The sequence below is a fragment of the Amnibacterium sp. genome, assembly GCF_025463795.1.
Lineage (GTDB): Bacteria > Actinomycetota > Actinomycetes > Actinomycetales > Microbacteriaceae > Amnibacterium.
Genome location: NZ_JAODBE010000137.1, coordinates 1 through 19,016 on the forward strand (window position 1 = coordinate 1; position 19,016 = coordinate 19,016).

The window sequence follows — 19,016 nt, forward strand, 5'->3', positions numbered from 1 at the left end:
GTCGAGCGCGGCCGCGGTCGGGGCGGTTCCGACGGTCGCGGCGACGAACGCGGTCGTCCCGTCGCCGTCGGGCTGCGGGTCGGCGACCGCGACGGCCGGGGCCGCTCCGGCGAGCACGGCGGCGACCGCGATGCACGCCGCAGCGCGGATCGCCCGGCCGGCTGATCCCCCCATCGATGTCCCCTCGAGACGGCCGGCGCACCGGCGGCGGGCGGGGCGCCCCTCCCCCAGGGACGCTCCGCGGACAGGCGGGCGGCGGAAGGAACCCTCCCGCCGCCCGCCTGCCGAAGCGCTACTGCTTCAGCGCGTAGATGTAGCCGTTCAGCGTGGCGAGCACCTTGCCGCCGGACACCCCGTCCGTCGACAGCGAGTACCCGGTCACGAGGAACAGGCGGGTGTCGGTCTGCACGGCGTGCACGAACCGCAGCGTGCCCTCCTGCGTGCCCTTCACCGACACCGTCATCGGCACCAGGGTGAAGTTCGCCCCGGTGATCGACGGGTCGGTCGCGGCGAGCACCGGCACGGTCGGCGTCGCCGCGACCGGCGCCGCGGAGGCGCTCGGGCTCGGCGATGCACTGGGCTGCGCGGCGGCGGCGGCCGCGGCCTCGGCCGTGGTCACGGACGCGGGCGGCGAGTAGGCCTGGGCGGTTCCGGGAGCGACCGACACGACGGACACGGTCACGAAGCTGGATGCCGCGATCTGGTTGATCCGCTCCACGAAGCTGTTCGCGTCGAGCGAGGTCGGGACGGCCGTGCGGGCCTTGTCGACCTCGGCCTGCAGGCCGGCCATGTCCTTCGACTGCTTCTCGAGCCCGGCGAGGCGGATCTGCGTCGTCTGGTTGGTGGCGGCGATCTCGTTCGCGGAGTCGGATGCCGACGACGCGGCGGCGAGCAGCGGCTGCGCGCCGACGAACCACCCGCCGGCGACGAGCGCCGCCATCGTGACGACGGAACCGATCACCCAGAGGCGGAGGCTGTTTCTCACTGGCCGGCTCCCGTCGTCAGCGGCGTCATGTACGCCTTGGTCGTGAGGTGCGTGGTGAGCACCACCGTGTACTTCGAGGAGTCGGCGGTGTTCACCGACGGCGAGGCGTCGGCCACCTCGGGCAGCGCCGTGACCGCGGAGATCCACGTCGGCAGCTGCGAGAGCGACGACGTCTTCGCGGTGATGGTCACGGTGGCGGCGCGGGGCGCGTCGAGCGGGGTGCCGCCCTGCGCGTAGTCGGTGACCGGCGACGCCGCGTCCGTGGAGATCGCGGTGATCTTGTAGCCCGCCGGGATCTTCGACTTGATGCGGTCGATCTCGGTGTCCCAGTCCACGGCGGTCGAGGAGCCGACGCGCACGGCGGCCTTGCCGAGGGCGAGCTTGCCCTGCAGCTGCTGCACGGCCTGGTACTTCGTGAGCTGCTGCGTGAGCTGTGCGGCCTGCGCGTTCTGCACCGCCAGGGAGGCGGTCGCCCCGACGGCGAGGGCTGCGGACCCGGCGATGCCCGCGGCGACGACGACGGCGGTCAGCACGACCCCCGCGACGAGGCGGCGGCGCACTGCGCGACGGTGGTCGGCCTGCAGCATCTCCCGTGGCAGGAGCGAGACCTGCGCGAAGGTGCCGACGATCGGCCGCTGCCGCTGCTTGGTGGGAGCGCCGCCCGCCTCGTCGGCGAGGTGCTGCGCTGCGGCCCGCTTGCGCTTGGTGTCCTCGATGCTCATGCTGCACTCCTCATGGTCAGGCCGAGCGCGACGGCGGGGGCGGGGCCGGCGGCGAGGAGCAGTGCCTCGTCGACGTGGCTGCCGATCGTGAAGCGCTCGATGGCGCTGCCGAAGCTCACCGGTACGTCGGTCGCGGCTGCGAGGGCCTCGGCGAAGCCGCGGAGCAGGGCGCCGCCGCCGGACAGCACGATGCCCTCGACGTCGAGGTCCTCGTGCGAGTGGCGGTAGAACGAGATGGTCGAGCGCACGGCTTGGATCAGCTCGTCCGCGTTCTCCCGGTTGATGCGCGCGACGATCGTCGCCTCGGGGTCGTCGGCGTCGGGCACGAGCCCGACTCTGCGCTTGACCTCCTCGGCGCGCGCGGCGTCGACGCCCATCCGCTCGGCGAGCGCGGCCGTCAGCTCGGCGCCGCCGGAGGGCAGCACCCGGATGAACTGCGGCACGCCGCCCTGCACGACGATGATGCTGGTCGACACGGCGCCGATGTGCAGGAGCACCTCGGTCGCGTCGGTGGTGAGGGTCGCCGAGGTGCGGCTGACCGCGAACGGGATGAGGTCGACGTCGACCGTGTGGAGGCCCGCGGCCTCCGCGGCCAACGCGTTCGCGAGCACCGACTCCCGCGTCGCGGCGACGAGCAGCCCACGGAGCGCGGGGCTGCCGTCGGCGTCGATCTCCTCGATCGGGAAGAAGTCGAGCACGGCGTCCTCGACCGGCAGCGGGAGCAGGTCCTGCACGCGGAACGGCAGGGTCTCGCGCACGTGGGCGAGGGACATCTTCGGCACGACGAGCTCTCGGATGAGAACCTGCTGGCTGCCCATGCCGATCACGACGTTCTTCGTCGTGAACTTGGCCTCGGCCCAGAGCCGGCGGAGGGCGTCGACGACGGCGTCGCGGTCGACCACGACGCCCTCCTTGACGGCGTCCGTCGAGACGGTCACCTCGTGGTAGCGGTGCACGACCGGGCGGCGCTTCCCGGGGGCGACCTCGGCGGCACGGATCACGCCGTGTCCGAAGTCGATGCCGATCAGATTCTTGGACATCAGGGGCGGATTCTTTCGGTGAGAGGGTTCAAGTGGTGGTTGAAACGCCGGAGCGTGATCGAGGTGCAAGCGGTCATGCGACTCCGACGAGCCGCAGGTAGGCGTCCCCCAGCGGAGCCCCGGCGAGGATCCCGATCCAGGCGCCGCCGAGCATCCAGGGGCCGAACGGGATCGTGCTCTTCCGCGTGGAGCGGCGGGCGACGATCAGGGCGACGCCCGCGACCCCGCCGAGCACGAACGCGGCGAAGGTGCCGACGAGGAGCTGGGCGAGCCCAGCCTGACCGAGGTAGAGGCCGAGGACGCCGGCGAGCTTCACGTCGCCGAGGCCCATGCCGCCCGGCTTCAGCACGCGCAGCAGGTAGTAGAAGAGGAACGAGCCCGCTCCGCCGAGCACGACGAGGGGCAGCTTCGCGGCGTCCCCGCGGAGCAGGTCGACCGCCACGAGGAGCGCGACGGCGACGACGTACGACGGCAGCACGATCGCGTCCGGAAGGCGACGCACGTCGAGGTCGATCACCGCGAGCGCCACGGAGATCGCGGCGAGGTAGAGGTAGGCCACGAGCTCGAGCCCGCCGGCGAGCGCGATCCGCGGATCCGTGGCGGCGGTGAGGCGCGGCAGGAAGGGCAGCGCGGCGACCGCGAAGACGATCCCGGTCGCTGCCTCGACGAGCGGGTAGCGCACCGAGATCGGCATGCGGCAGTGCCGGCAGGCGCCGCGCAGCAGCGCCCAGGAGAGCAGCGGCACGTTGTCCCGCGCGGAGATCGGCGTCCCGCAGCCGGGGCAGGCCGACGGCGGGGCCACGACGGACATGCCGATCGGCACCCGGTACGCGACGACGTTGAGGAACGACCCGATCAGGAGGCCGAACATCCCCACGGCGAGGATGAGGACTGGGGTCACAGCGGGGCTCCCGAGGCATCGAAGGCGTTGTCGACGGAGGCGTAGCGCACGAGGATGAAGCTCGTCGCGGACGGCTCGAGGAACTTCGGCGGGGTGACGGCGACCAGCAGCGGGTCGTACGCGTAGTTCTTCGCGTACCCCGTGATGATCACCCCGTTCGCGCTCGTGGCCACGGGGCCGCGGAACTTCTGCGCGAGCGAGCCGAAGACCGTGAGCGTGCCGCGGGCGGGCCCCTTGTCGAAGTTCTGCACCTGGAACGTGTGGGCGACCGACACGATCGCGGCGTCGATCTCGCGGTTGCCGCCGAGGTTCAGCGGCAGGCCGAGCGCGGACATCGGGTTGTAGACGAGCACACCGTTCTGGCCGACGAGGCCGAGCACGTCGCTGTTCTTGTCCTTGTCCTTGATGTCCCCGGTGACGTAGACGTAGTTCTCGCTCGCGGCGGTGGTCTGCGCGGTCACCGTTCCCCGCACGAAGAGGTCGCCGCTCCGGCATCCGTAGGCCGGCGACGTCGTGTCCCATCTGGTCGGGTCGGTGCCGTTCAGGTACCAGCCCGAGGTGGGCGCCTCGCCGACGGCGGGGTACTGCACACCGTTGTAGCGCCAGCCGGAGCTCGCGTTCGAGTCGGCGAGCACGGCGGACCCGTCGGTGCCGAGGCACTCGAGCCCGGCGGGCAGGCCGGTCGAGTCGGTGCTCGAGTAGTTCGGGTCGGCCGGGTCGGACGGGACGTTCTGCACGAACAGGAGATTCGCGTCGAGCTGCGGCACGGTGGCCCCGGCCGCCGAGTGCAGTGCGGAGACGGAGCCGCATTGAGCGGGGTCGGACCCAGAGGTGGCCGTGATGTTCGTGTACCGCGTCCAGGGCGACACCACGGTCATGGTCCCGTCCGCGTTGTAGGTGACCTGCGTCGGCCCGGTGTAGAGGCAGCCCGGACTGTTGCTGAGGTCGGAGCGCGTCTCGGCCTGCATCGCGGAGTTGGTCTGCGGCATCGGCAGCGTGGCTGCGCGGGTGATCGAGGCGGGCCCGAACTTGGCGGCGGAGCAGCCGGACGGGATCGTGTAGATCGGGTTGCCGGTGTTCGCCGTGGTGACCGCGCTGTCGAACGTCGACCCGCAGATGACGAGCGTGTCGTTCGAGTGGACGGGGCCGTTCAGGTGGTCGGTCTTGGCGAACTGGATCGTGCCGCAGCTCGAGGCCCTTCCTTCCCACGCGTGCACCACACAGCTCGCGGGCTTGCCCGTCAGCTTCGGGTCCTGCAGCTCGTAGTCGGTGAAGTAGATGTAGTCGACGAAGCCGCGCACGCGGATGTTCGACAGCACGGTGCGGGTGGTCGTGCCGACCCGGCCGGTGGCGCGCACCCGGACGACGCCCGTGGTCTTGTAGAGGGACGTGTCCACCTCGTAGCGGAACGAGGCGCGGCTGTTGCTGCCGGGCACCGCGGCCCAGGCCTGTCCCGCCTTGACGTTGAAGGCGGGATTGGTGGTCTTCGGCAGCTTGACGGCGCTGGACGCGCTGAACGTGGAGGCCGGGTTGCCGTAGCTCGTATAGGTGTCGTCGGCGTTCACCCGCGCGAGGTAGTCCTGCACGCCGGCGTAGGCGGCGTCGAGCGCCGCGTCGTGGTCGGCCTCGCTGGACGACTGCCGCATGCCGGACAGCGCCACCGACAGCCCGGTGGTGATCATCAGCACCATGACGAGGCCGATGCCGATCACGATGATCAGCGCGGCACCGCGGTCTTTGGGCTCGGTCATGATGCGTCCCCAACGATCGGAGTGGGCGTCGGCGTCGGCGTCGGCGTCGGCGTCGGCTTCGGCGTCGGCGTGGGGGTCGGCGTCGGCGTGGGGGTCGGCGTCGGGGTCGGCGTGGGCGTCGGCTTCGGCGTCGGCGTCCCCGTCGGGACGGGCGTCGGCGTGACGGTCGGCGTCGCGGTCGGCGTCGGGCTCGGCGTCGGCGGGGTCACGGTCGGGGTCGGGGTCACCGTGGGGACGGGCGTCGGCGTGGGCGTCGGCGTGGGCGTCGGCGTCGGGATCGGGGTCGGCGTGGGGATCGGCACCTGCTGGATCGCCGTGTTCGGGTCGACGTCGCGGGCCAGGTTCGGCATGCCGATCGCCGAGGTGACGACGATCGGGTCGTCCTCCCCCGCGGAGTTCAGGTGCGCGACCGTCGCGGTGACGCTGATGAAGGTGACGAGCGGGCGCTGGGCCGTCGAGAGCGCCCCGCCGGAGAGGAAGAGCAGCGCTCCGTTCTGGTCGAGGTAGGAGAAGAAGGGCGCGGCGCCGGTGGTCTCGAACGGGCCGGCGACCGTGCGGGTCGTGACCGCGCCGGTGAAGCCGAAGTAGCCGTTGTTCGGGACGCCGAGGGTCGTCGTCTCGACGAGGTAGCCTCCCGCGTCGAGCGCGAACCGCACCTGCGACGGCGAGGGGTTCGTCTCGTCCGTGTTCGCCCAGGCGGTGACCGTCAGGCTCTTCGGCGTGCCGGCGACGACGGCGGGGTCGATGTTCGTCGACGAGGTCGGGTTGTCCGAGGCGACCCGCACGACGTTGCCGATCACGTCGAGAGCGATCGCGGCCTGCCCGGTCGCGTCCCGCGCAGTGTCCGAGGCGGTCGTGAGCTTGGCGACGTTGGCGAAGAAGCTGCCGCAGATCGCGAGCACGATGGCGGTGATCATCATCGCGACCATCAGCTCGACGAGCGAGAGGCCGCTGTCGTCGCTCGCGCCGGCGCGCAGCCGATCGCGCAGATCCTTCCGGGCGCTCATCCGGCGGCCCGCGGATCGAGGGTGACGACGCCGGCGCCCGAGACGTTGTTCGGCAGCGCGTTGGTCGGCGAGCTGAGGTTCGCCCCGACGATCGGGGTGACCTGCGCGGCAGCGGTCGAGCCCGAGTAGAGGGTCCAGGTGCCGTACGGCAGGGCCACGGCGACGGTGCCGTTCTTCAGCACGTTGCCGAACACGTAGGTCGACGGCACCTTGCAGTCCGGCTGCCCCTTCAGGGGAGAGGCGTTCGACTGGACCGCCTTCAGGTAGCCGGCGGCGGACGCCTTCACCCAGACGACGCCCATGGGCACGTCGAGGTCTGCTGCGGTGGCCCCCGGGGCGGCAGCGACCGCTCCGCCCCGCTGCCCGGCGGCGAGGTCCGTGCCGGAGACCTTCGCCGCGGACCAGCCGGCCGGATCGACCGCGGCGCAGGTCGTCTTCGCGCTGCTCGTCCCGAGCACCCCGGCGACAGCCGTGTAGCCGGTGGAGAACGGGTGCAGCAGGATGCTGGCGGCGGGTGAGTGCGTGATGTACAGGCCGGCGGTGGAGTTGATGAAGGTCGTGTCGAGGTCCGTCGGCAGGTGTGCCGCCATCGCCTGGCCGGCAGGCGTGTAGGTGTTCGCGTAGACCACCGGGAACGTGGCGCCCCTGTCGTACTGGAACGACACCGACTGGGTGGTGCCGACCGTGACGACGACGGGCTTCGACGGCGCAGTGTTCTGGTTCACGTCGATGTAGCCCGACTTGCCGATGGTGACCGCGTAGGTGCCGGGCGCGACCTTCGTCTCGTAGGTGCAGCCGTCGACGTTGGTGGGGTCCGGCTGCGAGGCGAGGGAGCTCCCGCCGGAGGTCGGCACGATGGAGACGGAGACGCCGGCCATCGGCAGCCCGTCGGAACCGACGACGGAGACCGCGATCGTGCCCGAGGTGGGGTCCGTGATGCGGCCGGCGGGCGCGAGCACCGTGTCGGTCTGCACGGGGGCCGTGGTCGGGAGCTCGCCGTCCCACGTGACGAGCACGTGCACGCGCAGGAAGAAGAGGTTGGTCCCGCTGCCGCAGCTGATGTCGGCGCCCGAGGAGGAGACCCAGGAGATCGACCGCTTGATGGTGAAGGCGCGAGTGGCGCCGTCCGGGGTGGGGAACGACTGGGTCGTGGTCGCGGTGGTCACCTTGAAGGGGTCGCCGATCGCGCGGGCGAGGTCGGTCTGCTCGGCGGCGAGGTTGGCGGCGACGACGCGGGACCGGTCGTCGCTGGTCATGCGGGCGATCGTCGTCATGCCCGCGACGATGCCGGAGGCGATGATCGCGAAGACGAGGAGGGCGACGACGACCTCGATGAGGGTCATGCCGGCGTCGGCCTGGGGCCGGGGCATGTCGCGCTCAGAGGTCATCGGGCGGCTTTCGGGGAGAAGCGGGTGGGTGGGGGTGGGTCGTGGCTTTCGGGGCCGATCCGCCTGGAGGCGGGCGTCCGGTGTGGTGGCACCGGACGCCCGCCTGTTCAGGCGAGGTGGATCACCAGTTGGTCTGCGCCGGGCAGACCGTGGTGGTCGTGCCACCCGAGACGTTCCCGGAGCTGGTCACGTAGAAGATGTTGCCGGTGGTGCTGGTGCCGAGGATGCAGAACGTGTTGGTCGCGGTCGGCGTGTAGCTGACCGTCTTCGTGTTGGTGCTCTGCGACCAGCCGTACTTGCCGAGGTTGCCCTGGGTGAAGTTCGCGGCCGTCGGCACGGTGCCGTTGTTGTCGGTGCCGTAGGCGACGACCGAGGTCTTCATGTTGACCAGGTCCGACTTGACGGCGGAGTCCTTCGCGTTGTTCTGGACACCGATGTAGATCGGGATCGCGACCGCGGCGAGGATGCCGATGATGATCACGACGACGAGGAGCTCGATGAGGGTGAAGCCGGCCTCGCGGTCGGTCAGGGCCTCGCGACGAGCCTTGAGGGCGGTGGTGATGGACATGACGGGTTTGGTTTCCATTTCGAGTGGTGGAGGTGGAGCCGGTCCCCCGGATCGGCCGGGGGACTTATCGGGGTACACGCTACGGACACGCAAATCACCTGATCAGACCCCGTACGGGGGTTATTTGCAGGTTTTCTGACCCCAGTCGGCGGGACAAAAGCAGTCCGAACGGTCTACCCCCGCCACAAGACCGATCGGTGCAGGATGACGGACCCCGTCGGCCTGCTCGCCCCGGGCGCGCCGCCCGTTGCCGTCGTGCACCCGAACTGGGGGCAGCACCGTCGAGAAGCGGTCGATAGGGCTGCCGGCGGCCGATCCGGGAGCCCGAGCGCCGAAGGGCCCCGGCTCGGATTCCGAGTCGGGGCCCTTCGGCGTCAGGAGTCGGACGCGCTACTTGACGGCGGTCGCGATGCTGAAGATGGGCATGTAGAGCGCGATCACCATGCCGCCGACGACGACGCCCAGGAAGGTGATCAGCACGGGCTCGATCAGGGACGTGAGCGCGTCGGCGGTCGCCTCGATCTCGTCGTCGAAGAAGTCGGCGACCCGGCTCAGCATGGTGTCGACGGAGCCCGATTCCTCACCGACAGCGACCATCTGCACGACCATGACCGGGAACATCTTCTCCTCGGCCAGTGGCGCCGACATCGAGCCGCCGAGGCGCACCGATTCGGCGACCTTCAGCGCGGTCTGCTCGATGACCCAGTTGCCGGACGTCTGCCCGACGATCGTCAGGGCCCGGAGCAGCGGCACGCCGGCCGCGGTCATGTTGGCGAGATTGCGGGCGAAGCGGGAGATGGCGACCTTGCCCATCAGCGGCCCGAAGATCGGGACCCGGAGCATCAGCGGATGCACGATCCGTCGCACGCCGTCCGTGTCCTTCTTCGCCCGCCACCAGGTCGCGAAGGCGATCGCGAGCACGATCCCGGTCGGGAGCACCCAGATCATCTGGTCCGAGATGTCGACGAGGATCTGCGTCGGAAGCGGCAGCGAGCTGCCGAGGCCCTCGAACATGTTCTTGAAGATCGGGACGATGAACAGCAGCATGCCGATGACGGCGAGCAGCGCGATCAGCAGGACGACGACCGGGTAGGTCATCGCCGACTTGATCGTGGAGCGCAGCTTCGCCTCCTTCTCGAACGTCGTCGCGATGGACGCGAGGGCGACGTCGAGGAATCCGCCGGTCTCGCCGGCGCGCAGCATGCTGATCATGATCGCTGGGATCTCGGACGGGTGCCGGGACAGCGAGTCGGAGAACGAGCTGCCGGTCTCGACGTCGCGGGCGACCTCGTGGAGCAGCGACGCCAGCTTCTCGTTCTGCGTCTGGTCGGCGACGATCGTCAGCGCGCGCAGCAGCGGGAGGCCCGATGAGGTCATGGTCGCGAGCTGCCGGTTGGCGACGGCGAGGTCCGTGACCTTGATCCGCTTGCCGAAGATGCCGAGCGAGATCTCCCGCTCGAGCCCGGTGCCGGGCAGCTTCTCGGTGAGCTCGACCGGCGCGAGCCCCATGCTGTTCAGCCGCGAGACCGCGGCGGCCTCCGTCGGCACGTCGAGCGCGCCCTTGACGAGCTTGCCGTCCTGCGCCCGCGCCTTGTAGACGTAGCTGCGCTGCGCGTTGGCGGCGGGAGCGGCGGCCGCCATCAGCGACCCACCCCGCTCATCGAGTAGAAGTCCTTCGCGCCGCCGAACTTCGGCGTGGTGGCGAGCTGACGGACGGTCTCGACGTCGTGCGCCTTGCTCTCCGCCTCCTCCATGGTGATGGTGCCGTCGGAGACGAGCGCCGCGAGGTGCTGGTCCATCGTCTGCATGCCCATCGCGGAGCCGGTCTGCATGGCGGTGACGATCTGGCTCGTCTTCGCTCCCCGGATGAGGTTGGCGACGGCCGGCGTGATCTTCAGCACCTCGACCGCGACGGCGCGGCCGCGGCCGTTCGCCTTCGGGACGAGGGTCTGGCAGACGACGCCCTGCAGCGTGAGTGACAGCTGCATCCGCACCTGCTGCTGCTGGTGCGCCGGGAACACGTCGATGATGCGGTCGATCGACTGGGAGGCGTCGGACGTGTGCAGGGTCGCGAACACGAGGTGGCCGGTCTCGGCGGCGGTCAGAGCCACGGAGATCGACTCGAGGTCGCGCAGCTCGCCGAGCAGGATGATGTCGGGGTCCTGGCGAAGCACGTGCTTGAGCGCCTGGCCGAAGCTCTGCGTGTCGGCGCCGACCTCGCGCTGGTTGACGAGGGCCCTCTTGCTCGTGTGCACGAACTCGATGGGGTCCTCGACGGTCATGATGTGGTCGGCGCGGGTCTCGTTCGCGCGGTCGATCAGCGCGGCGAGCGTCGTCGACTTGCCGGAACCGGTCGGGCCGGTCACGAGCACGAGGCCGCGGGGCAGGTCGGAGAACTCCGCGACGGATGCCGGGATGCCGAGCTGCGACAGCGTCTTGATCTCCGTCGGGATGAGCCGGAAGGCCGCCCCCCACGCGTCGCGCTGCTTGTAGACGTTCACGCGGAAGCGGCTCGCGGCCGACAGCGTGTACGCGAAGTCGAGCTCCAGCTCCTCCTCGAACTTCGCCTTCTGCGCCGGCGTCATCGAGGCGGCGAGGATGCGCTGCACGTCGTCCGCGTCCCAGATGCCCACCGAGGTGAGCGTCTGCAGCGCGCCCGAGAGGCGCACCGAGGGGGCGCGGCCTGCGGCGATGTGGAGATCGGATCCGCCGAGCTCGACGACCTCGGACAGTGCGGCATCGAGGAGACGGATCGGCTGGTCCGTGGTGGTGTCGGTCACGTTCATTCGGGTGTCCAGTTCGGTGAGAGGAAAGGGGAGCCGCGGTCAGACGATGACGCGGAGGACTTCTTCGATGGAGGTCAGACCGAGGCAGACCTTGTTCCAGCCGTCCTGGCGGAGCGAGATCATGCCCTGGCTGATGGCGACCTTGTTGATCTCGCTCGCCGAGGAGCGGTTGACCGTGAGGCGCTCGATCTCCTCGGTGATCGTCATGACCTCGTGGATGGCGATGCGGCCGCGGTAGCCGGTGTTCGCGCAGGAGGTGCAGCCGACGGGCACGTAGACCGTCTCGTCCTCCTCGATCAGCAGGCCGATCTTGGCGAGGTAGTCCTCGTCGTACTCGGTCGGCTTCTTGCAGCGGTCGCAGAGCTTGCGGGCGAGGCGCTGGGCGACGACGGTGACGAGCGCGGATCCGACGAGGAAGGGCTCGATGCCCATCTCGACGAGGCGCGTGACGGCCGACGGCGCGTCGTTGGTGTGGAGGGTCGACAGCACGAGGTGGCCGGTGAGAGCGGCCTCGATGGCGATCTGCGCCGTCTCGTGGTCCCGGATCTCACCGATGAGCACGACGTCGGGGTCGCTGCGCAGGATGCTGCGCAGGGCCGACGCGAACGTGAGGCCGGCCTTCGAGTTGATCTGCACCTGGTTGATGCCGGACATCCGGTACTCCACCGGATCCTCGACCGTGATCACGTTGATCGAGGGGTTCGAGACCTCCTGGATCGCGGTGTAGAGGGTCGTCGACTTGCCGGACCCGGTCGGGCCCGTGACGAGGATCATGCCGTTCGGGCGGGTGTAGCCGGCCCGGAACGCCTCGAAGTTCTTGCCGACCATGTTCAGGTCACCGATGGTGCGCGCGCTGCCGGACGTGTCCAGGATCCGCATGACGACCTTCTCGCCGTGCACCGTGGGCAGCGTGGCGACGCGGAGGTCGATCTTGCGGCCGGCATGCATCACGTTGATCCGGCCGTCCTGCGGGCGGCGGCGCTCGGCGATGTCGAGGTCGGCCATGATCTTGAGCCGCGAGATGACGCCGGCCTGGATGTTCGTCGGCACCGACTGCACCTCGGCGAGCACGCCGTCGATGCGGTAGCGGACGCGGAGGGCGCGCTCGCCGGGCTCGACGTGGATGTCGGAGGCGCGGTCCTGGACGGCCTGGCTGATGAGCAGGTTCACGAAGCGCACGATCGGGGCGTCGTCGTCCTCGGCGGGGCCGTCCTCGAGGTCGGGGACGTCGCTCTGCTCGACGAGCGTGTTGCTCAGGTCGGAGAGCTCGTCGTCGGCGCGGTGGAACCGGTCGATGGCGTTCGCCAGGTCGGAGGGCTCGGCGGCGACGCGGCGGATGCGGAGCCGGGTCGCGGCGGCGACGTCGTCGAGGGCCAGGATGTCGTCCGGGTCGGCCATCGCGACCACGAGGGTCGCGCCCTCCCGCGCGATGGGCAGGAGGTGGTGCCGCCGGCAGAGCGCGGCGGTGACGCTGAGGGCCGCCTCACGCTCGATCGGGAACTCGAGCAGCTCGACGAACGGCACGCCGAAGACGTCGGCGTTGGAGGATGACACTCCGGTGAGCGACATGTGGGGAGCTCCTACTGGTCCCGCGCCCGTCGGCGCGTCCGGAACGAGAGTCCCGGTCGCATCACCGTAGGGAGGGGGTCGACCGGGAGGTAAACCCCAGACCGGGGACCCCCTGGACTGGGGACAACCCCCTCTTCGGGGGGTCCGCACCTCAGGGGGTCGTGATGAGGGCGCGGAAGAAGCGGATGCCCGCCTCGAGCGCCGCGACGTCGAGCGACTCGTCCGGTCCGTGGATCGCGGCCAGCTGCTCGGCGGAGATCGCGAACGGCAGGAAGCGGTAGACGGCGTCGCAGTCGTGGGCGAACCAGCGGGCGTCGCTGGCCTGCACCATCACGTACGGAACGGGCAGCGCGTCCGGATAGGCCGCGGCGATCGCGGCGACCATCCGCTCCCAAGCCGGCCCCTCCCCGCGCGAGACCGCCGAGGCCTCGTGGCCGTCGACGAGCGCCACCTCCACGTCGGGGTCCTTGACGGTCCTGCGGATCCGCTCGACCACCTCTGCCAGCCGATCGCCGGGCGCGACCCGGATGTTCAGCACCGCCGTCGCCTCGGCGGCGAGCACGTTGTCGGCCGTACCGGCCGAGACGCGGGTGACGGCAACGGTGGTGCGGGCGAGGGCGCCGGCGGTCCCGCCGACGAGGCCCAGGGCGGGGCCGAGCAGGGGCCGGACGGCCCGCGCCGCCACGATGGGGCGCAGCGGTCGAACGAGGCGCGGGGCGAGCGCCGCGGCCATGCCGGCCACGACGGGACTGGTGCGGGCGGGCTGCGGATGCCGCTCGAGGCGGAGCAGGGCGGCGGCGAGGCGGCCGGGCGCGCTGCGCCGGGGCGGCACGGACGCGTGGCCTCCTGCCGCTCTGGCGGTGAGCCGGACGGTGGCGACGCCCTTCTCGGCGAGGCCGACGACCGCGAGCGGCCCGCGCACCCCGGGGAGCACGCCCTCCACGACGGCGCCGCCCTCGTCGACCACGAGGCCGGGGCGCGCACCGCGGTCGCGGAGCAGCGCGGCGATCGCGCGGGCGCCCGAGCCCGCCACCTCCTCGTCGTGGCCGAAGCAGCAGTGCACGTCGCCGGGCGGCTCCACCCCCTCCGCGAGCAGCGACTCCACCGCCTCGAGGATCGCGACGAGGGCCCCCTTGTCGTCGAGCGCGCCGCGGCCGATCACGACGCCGCTGTCGACGCGGCCCGCGAACGGATCCGCGGTCCAGCGCTGGTCGGCGACGGGGACCACGTCCTGGTGCGCCATCAGCACGACGGGCGCGGCCGGCCCGCCGCGCCACGTGAGGAGGAGCGCGCCCTCGCCGACCGCCTCCCACTCGAGCGCGTCCCGGACGCGCGGGTAGAGCTCCCGGATCCGGTCGTGCAGCGCGCCGAGGGCCGCAGGATCCGGCGTCGCGGAGATCGTCGGCACGGCGACCAGTGCCGCGAGGTGATCCGCGGCGCTCACGGCTCGACCGGGACCGGTTCCGGCCGGCGCTCGAGCGCGCCCGCCGGCACGACGGCGAGGCAGGCGGCGGCGAGCAGCGCGGTGACCCCGCAGAGGATCCAGACGGTGAGGTAGCCGCTGAGGCTGCCGGCCGTGCCGACCCGGCCGTCCGGCCCGAGGGGTGCGCCGGCGGCGAGCGCGATCGCGAACGCGCAGGACGCGAACGCGCCCCCGAGTGTCTTGCCGGTGTTGGTCAGGCCGGTGGCGACGGCGGTACGGCCCGCGGGGGCGACCGCGGCGGCGGCGGCCGGCAGCGCGGCGACGAGGACGCCCGAACCGAGACCCGCGACGGCCATCGCGCCGAGCAGCTCGCCGAGCGCCGCGTGGAACGGCACGAGCGCGAGATAGCCGACGCCGACGAGGGCCGCGCCGGCCATGAGGGTGCGACGAGCGCCGATGCGCCGCGACACGGGGCCGAGCAGCAGCGCGCCGACGAGCAGGAACAGCACGTAGACGCCGATCAGGATCGAGAGCGCGCCGGAGCCGAGGCCGAGCCCGTAGCCGACCGTCCTCGGATCGGTTCTGGCGAACGTCGACAGCGGCCCCTGGGCGCCGAGCACGCTCACGCCGAACAGCAGCGCGGTGAGCTGCACGGGCCAGAGCGCGGGGCGGGCGAGCACGCGCACGTCGATGAGGGGATCCTCCGTCCGCCGCTCGACGAGGGCGAACACGACGAGCAGCGCGACCCCGGCGGCGGTGACGACCCAGGGCAGCGCCGCGCCGGGGGTCAGCCGCAGCAGGCTGAGACCGCCGGTGAGCACGGAGAGCGCCACGGCGAGCAGCACGGCGCCCCGGGCGTCGATCCTGCCCGACGACCGCCCCTCCCCCGCCGGCACGCCGAGCAGCACGGCGAAGAACGCGATCGCGACGAGCACGCCCGGCACGAGCAGCGCGAGATGCAGCGACCCGAGCAGCGCGGTCGCGGAGCCGCCGGCCAGCGCGCCGGCGATGGCGCCCGCCTCGAGCGCCGCCACGATCACGCCGCTCCCCGCCCTGGTCGCCGCCGCCGGGTCCGGCCGAGCGGTCGCGCGCAGGGCGATGAGGGCGACCTCCAGCGGCAGCCAGGCCGAGTAGATCCCCTGGATCGCCCACAGGCCGACGAACAGCGGGAAGCTCGAGGTGACGGCGAGCCCGAGCGACGCGAGGGCGGTGACCGCGAGCGACACGAGGAGCATCCGCCGGTGACCGACCAGGTCGCCGGCCTTCGCGAGGATCGGCACGAGGATCGTCGACAGCATCAGCTGGGCGGCCTCGAGCCAGTTGACGTCCGGGTCGCGGATGTCGAGCAGCCGCGCGATGTCGGTGAGCTGCGGCGTGTAGTAGCCCTGCAGAACGCCGGAGGAGAACTCCACGACGACGAGCAGGCCGACGAGCGCGAACACGCCCCGCCCGCGCGTCGTCGCCGCCACGTCGCCACCCTATCGACGGGCCGGTCGCCCGATCGATGCGCTCGACCTGCTCCGCTCTGCTCCCGGCAGGATGAGGGGGTGATCACCGCCGAGTACACGATCCCCGGGCTGTTCGTCCGCGACCACGTGGTGCCCGTCCCGCTCGACTGGACGGACCCCGCCGGCCCCGGGATCGAGGTGTTCGCACGCGAGGTCGTCAGCCCGGCGAAGCGCCACGACGACCTGCCGCTGATCTGCTTCCTCCAGGGCGGGCCCGGCGGCAAGTCGCCCCGGCCCACGGACGCCTCCGGCTGGCTCGGCGTGCTGCTCGAGCGCTACCGCGTCGTACTGCTCGACCAGCGCGGGACCGGCCGCAGCACGCGCATCGACGCGGCCAGTGCCCGGTCCTTCGGCTCCGGCGAGGCGGGCGCCGCTCACCTCACCCGCTTCCGGGCCGATTCGATCGTGCGCGACGCGGAGCACCTCCGCAGGACCGTGTTCGGCGGCCACCGCTGGTCGACGATCGGGCAGAGCTACGGCGGCTTCCTCACGCTCACCTACCTCTCGCTCGCGCCGGAGGGGCTCGCGTCGTGCCTCGTCATGGGCGGCCTCGCCTCCCTGACCCCCGACGCAGCGGAGGTCTACCGCCGCACCTATCCGCGGGCGCTCGCGAAGAACCGCGAGTACGAGCGCCGCTACCCGGGCGACACCGCCGTGATCGCCCGGATCGCCGATCGCCTCGCAGCCGGCGACGTGCGGCTGCCGGACGGCGACGTGCTCACCGTGCACCGCTTCCAGCACCTGGGTGCCGGCTTCGGCATGGGCCCCGGGTTCGAGGAGGTGCACTGGCTGGTCGACGAGGCGTTCTCCTCGTCCGACGGCGAGCTCTCCGACACCTTCCTGGCCGGGGTGCAGGCCGGCACCGACTTCGCCGACGGCCCGCTGTGGGCGGTGCTGCAGGAACCGATCTACGCCGACGAGCACTCCGGGCCGACCGGATGGGCCGCGCAGGCCGAGCACGAGCGGCACCCGGAGTTCGCCGAGGCCGCCCGGCCGCTGCGCTTCACCGCCGAGATGATGTACCCCTGGATGTTCGAGGAGATCCGGCTGCTCAGGCCGTTCCGCGACACCGCCGAGGCGCTCGCCCGGCGCAGCGACTGGGGTCCGCTGTACGACCGCGACCGGCTCGCGGCGAACGAGGTGCCGGTCGCGGCGGCCGTGTACTTCGACGACCTCTACGTCGACTCGGGCCTGCAGCTCGAGACCGCCGCCGGCGTCGGCGCCCTGCACCCCTGGGTCACCAACGAGTGGGAGCACGACGGCGTGCGCGCGAGCGGCGACCGCGTGGTGAAGCACCTGCTCGAGCTGATCGACGAGCGCGGCGGCCCCCTGCGGGACTGAGCCGCCCGAGGAGGGACGTCGGGCCGGAGATGTCCTGTTCGGCCGGGATCGTCCTGCTGGAGCGCAGAGGGGACCGGGCGGCCCGGCGGATCGATCGCGCGTCCGCGAGCCGCTAGCGTTCGCCCGACATCCGGCCGAGGGGACGAGGGGGGACGCCGTGAGCACGACCGTCGCCGCCCCGACCCGGGACGGGCCGCTCCGGACGGCCCGGCGGCCGCTCGCCGTCGAGGCCGCGGGGCTCGGCGCGGCGGTGGCTCTCGCGCTCGCGGCCGTCGCGCACCTCTGCCTCACCCCGCGTGCCTGGGTGCTCTTCTCGGACGCCGACTCGGTGCTGCTGCCGATGATGCGCGCGTCCGCGACGGCCGGTGAGCCGCAGCGCTGGGCGCTGTCATCGGTGCTCTTCCTGCCGGAGCGGGGGCTCTACGACGCGACCGCCGCGCTCGGCCTCGGCGTGCGGGCGAGCCTCGCGATCGACGCGGTCGTGAACCTCGTGCTGCTCTACGCGGCGCTGCGGCTCGTGGCCGCGCTCGTGCGCCGGGGGCCGCGGGCGCAGGGGGTCGCGGGCGCGCTCACCGCCTTCACGGCCTTCACGGCCCTCACCTTCCTCGACTCCACGGCCGCGTGGGACAGCCTCGAGCTGCCGTCGCTGCTCGCCACGACCACCTACTACAGCGCCACCGTCCTCGCCACGGTCGTGGCCGCCGGGCTCGGCACCGCCGTCCTCGCGAGCCCCCGACGCCGGGCGGGCGGGGCCGGGATCGCGCTCGGGGCGGTGACCGCCGGGTCGGTGCTCACGAACCCGCTGTTCCTCGCCTGGGCCGCAGCCCCCCTCGCGGTCGCTGCCGCGGTGCTCGTCGGCACCCGTCGCGTGCCGCTGCGCCGCGCCGGGCTGCTCGGCGCGGGCCTCGCCACGGGCGCCGTCGCCGGGTTCCTGCTGCGGATCCCGTTCGCCTCGGTCATCGTGCGCGACCCCGGGTCGTACGCGGATCCGTCGAACGCGCTGCCCACGCTGGCCTACCTCGTGCACCACCTGATCGACCGCACCTCGAGCGCCGAGGGCCTCGCCTCGGTCTCCGCGATCGACACCGTGCTCGTGCTCGACGTGCTGCTGCTCGTGCGCGCGACCCGCGCTCGCCGCACAGCGCCGGCCGCGCTCCTCGCCATCGCGGTCGTCACCCCCGTGATCGTCACAGCCGGCACGGTACTGCTCGGCACCGCGGCGCTCCGCTACCTGCAGCCGGCGTGGTTCGCGCCCCTGCTCCCCCTCGTGCTCGTGCCGCTGCCGCCGCGCATCCGAGATCTGCTGCGTCCGCGCGCACCACGCGTGGCGCTCGCCGTCGTGCTGACGGTCGCCGGCGTCGCGGGTGCGGGGATCACCGCCGCCGGCGCGGCGACCCCGGACGCCGACATCCGCTGCCTCGACACCTGGATCACGACGAGCGGCCGCACGGGCGCCGGGCTGTTCCAGACCATCCGCGGACCGAAGGCCCTCCTGGCGGATCCCCGCCGGCTGCTGCAGGTCGACCGGGATCTGCGGGCCGAGCCGTGGCTGACCGACCGGGCCGACTACACGGTGACCCGCGTCTCGTTCCTCGTCGCGGACCCCTCGACGCCGGCCTTCTCGACGGGCTCCGCGGGACCGGCGCTGCGCACGATCAGCTGCGGCAGGTACCGGGTGCTCGACTGGGGACGGCCGGTGCTCGCCGTGCTGCCGAGCGGCCCGATCGTGCCCCCGCACCCCACCTCCCCGACCATGGACGGCAGCCCCCTCGACCGGTGATCGGCGCGTGACCAGCCGTTCCACCTTGTACCCCGGCGTGTCCTCCGACCTGCTGACACTCGAAGTCGGGCGTATCCCTGGCTGGGAATATCCCGCTAACTTCTGCTCGGCGACAGGACGCCACCGGGATGGGGATCCCGGAGGACCACCGGACTGACCCGCGCCACCACTCAACTATCCATGGGGGAAACCACAATGCTCGCGCTCTTCGTTCGTCTCCAGACCCTGTTCGTCACCGGCTACGACC

The 19,016-nt window shown here is 72.0% G+C and carries 15 protein-coding genes; 2 read left to right on the top strand and 13 right to left on the bottom strand.

Features of this window, described 5'->3' with window-relative positions; translation table 11 throughout:
• Positions 1–292: 292 nt before the first annotated feature.
• The 13 genes from JWQ92_RS11920 to JWQ92_RS11980 all read right to left on the bottom strand — a co-directional run bounded on the left by JWQ92_RS11920 (position 293) and on the right by JWQ92_RS11980 (position 15,609).
• Positions 293–985 carry a hypothetical protein gene (locus JWQ92_RS11920; RefSeq protein WP_297344677.1) on the bottom strand — a complete coding sequence of 231 codons (693 nt, stop codon included), beginning with the start codon at positions 983–985 and terminating at the stop codon, positions 293–295.
• The gene (locus JWQ92_RS11925) at positions 982–1,707 is read right to left on the bottom strand and encodes a hypothetical protein (protein ID WP_297344678.1); all 726 of its coding nucleotides are present in this window, start codon (positions 1,705–1,707) and stop codon (positions 982–984) included. Before JWQ92_RS11925 ends, JWQ92_RS11920 begins: the two co-directional genes overlap by 4 nt.
• Positions 1,704–2,747 carry a type IV pilus assembly protein PilM gene (gene pilM / locus JWQ92_RS11930; protein WP_297344679.1) on the bottom strand — a complete coding sequence of 348 codons (1,044 nt, stop codon included), beginning with the start codon at positions 2,745–2,747 and terminating at the stop codon, positions 1,704–1,706. Before pilM ends, JWQ92_RS11925 begins: the two co-directional genes overlap by 4 nt.
• Before the next feature lie 73 nt (positions 2,748–2,820).
• Positions 2,821–3,648, bottom strand: a complete 828-nt coding sequence (locus JWQ92_RS11935) for an A24 family peptidase (RefSeq protein ID WP_297344680.1) — start codon at positions 3,646–3,648, stop codon at positions 2,821–2,823.
• A complete protein-coding gene (locus tag JWQ92_RS11940) occupies positions 3,645–5,399 on the bottom strand; it encodes a hypothetical protein (RefSeq protein WP_297344681.1) in 1,755 nt (584 codons plus the stop codon). Before JWQ92_RS11940 ends, JWQ92_RS11935 begins: the two co-directional genes overlap by 4 nt.
• Entirely contained in the window at positions 5,396–6,406 is a 1,011-nt protein-coding gene (locus JWQ92_RS11945) for a PilW family protein (RefSeq protein ID WP_297344682.1), read from the bottom strand. The genes JWQ92_RS11940 and JWQ92_RS11945 overlap by 4 nt, the downstream gene beginning before the upstream one ends.
• Positions 6,403–7,794, bottom strand: coding sequence for a prepilin-type N-terminal cleavage/methylation domain-containing protein (locus JWQ92_RS11950; protein WP_297344683.1), 1,392 nt, complete (start codon positions 7,792–7,794; stop codon positions 6,403–6,405). The genes JWQ92_RS11945 and JWQ92_RS11950 overlap by 4 nt, the downstream gene beginning before the upstream one ends.
• 121 nt (positions 7,795–7,915) lie before the next feature.
• The gene (locus JWQ92_RS11955) at positions 7,916–8,362 is read right to left on the bottom strand and encodes a type IV pilin protein (protein ID WP_297344684.1); all 447 of its coding nucleotides are present in this window, start codon (positions 8,360–8,362) and stop codon (positions 7,916–7,918) included.
• A 390-nt stretch (positions 8,363–8,752) separates the two neighbouring features.
• Positions 8,753–10,003: a type II secretion system F family protein gene (locus JWQ92_RS11960; protein WP_297344685.1), complete on the bottom strand. Its 1,251-nt coding sequence runs from the start codon at positions 10,001–10,003 to the stop codon at positions 8,753–8,755.
• The gene (locus JWQ92_RS11965; RefSeq protein ID WP_297344686.1) at positions 10,003–11,142 is read right to left on the bottom strand and encodes a type IV pilus twitching motility protein PilT; all 1,140 of its coding nucleotides are present in this window, start codon (positions 11,140–11,142) and stop codon (positions 10,003–10,005) included. The genes JWQ92_RS11960 and JWQ92_RS11965 overlap by 1 nt, the downstream gene beginning before the upstream one ends.
• A 45-nt stretch (positions 11,143–11,187) precedes the next feature.
• Positions 11,188–12,717 carry a GspE/PulE family protein gene (locus JWQ92_RS11970; RefSeq protein WP_297344687.1) on the bottom strand — a complete coding sequence of 510 codons (1,530 nt, stop codon included), beginning with the start codon at positions 12,715–12,717 and terminating at the stop codon, positions 11,188–11,190.
• Positions 12,718–12,868: 151 nt separating this feature from the next.
• Positions 12,869–14,161, bottom strand: coding sequence for a M20/M25/M40 family metallo-hydrolase (locus JWQ92_RS11975; RefSeq protein WP_297344688.1), 1,293 nt, complete (start codon positions 14,159–14,161; stop codon positions 12,869–12,871).
• Positions 14,158–15,609 carry an MFS transporter gene (locus tag JWQ92_RS11980; RefSeq protein ID WP_297344689.1) on the bottom strand — a complete coding sequence of 484 codons (1,452 nt, stop codon included), beginning with the start codon at positions 15,607–15,609 and terminating at the stop codon, positions 14,158–14,160. The genes JWQ92_RS11975 and JWQ92_RS11980 overlap by 4 nt, the downstream gene beginning before the upstream one ends.
• A gap of 78 nt (positions 15,610–15,687) precedes the next feature.
• Here JWQ92_RS11980 and JWQ92_RS11985 point away from each other — a divergent pair, with 78 nt between their 5' ends.
• Both JWQ92_RS11985 and JWQ92_RS11990 read left to right on the top strand, forming a co-directional pair.
• On the top strand, positions 15,688–16,989 hold the full coding sequence (locus tag JWQ92_RS11985) for an alpha/beta fold hydrolase (RefSeq protein ID WP_297344690.1): 1,302 nt from the start codon (positions 15,688–15,690) through the stop codon (positions 16,987–16,989).
• A 157-nt stretch (positions 16,990–17,146) separates the two neighbouring features.
• Positions 17,147–18,769, top strand: coding sequence for a hypothetical protein (locus JWQ92_RS11990; protein WP_297344691.1), 1,623 nt, complete (start codon positions 17,147–17,149; stop codon positions 18,767–18,769).
• Positions 18,770–19,016 lie beyond the last annotated feature (247 nt).

Coding starts and splice junctions, on each gene's coding strand:
- JWQ92_RS11925 (WP_297344678.1), bottom strand. CDS start 1,707: ATGAGCATCGAGGACACCAAGCGCAAGCGGGCCGCAGCGCAGCACCTC.
- pilM (WP_297344679.1), bottom strand. CDS start 2,747: ATGTCCAAGAATCTGATCGGCATCGACTTCGGACACGGCGTGATCCGT.
- JWQ92_RS11940 (WP_297344681.1), bottom strand. CDS start 5,399: ATGACCGAGCCCAAAGACCGCGGTGCCGCGCTGATCATCGTGATCGGC.
- JWQ92_RS11945 (WP_297344682.1), bottom strand. CDS start 6,406: ATGAGCGCCCGGAAGGATCTGCGCGATCGGCTGCGCGCCGGCGCGAGC.
- JWQ92_RS11950 (WP_297344683.1), bottom strand. CDS start 7,794: ATGACCTCTGAGCGCGACATGCCCCGGCCCCAGGCCGACGCCGGCATG.
- JWQ92_RS11955 (WP_297344684.1), bottom strand. CDS start 8,362: ATGTCCATCACCACCGCCCTCAAGGCTCGTCGCGAGGCCCTGACCGAC.
- JWQ92_RS11960 (WP_297344685.1), bottom strand. CDS start 10,003: ATGGCGGCCGCCGCTCCCGCCGCCAACGCGCAGCGCAGCTACGTCTAC.
- JWQ92_RS11970 (WP_297344687.1), bottom strand. CDS start 12,717: ATGTCGCTCACCGGAGTGTCATCCTCCAACGCCGACGTCTTCGGCGTG.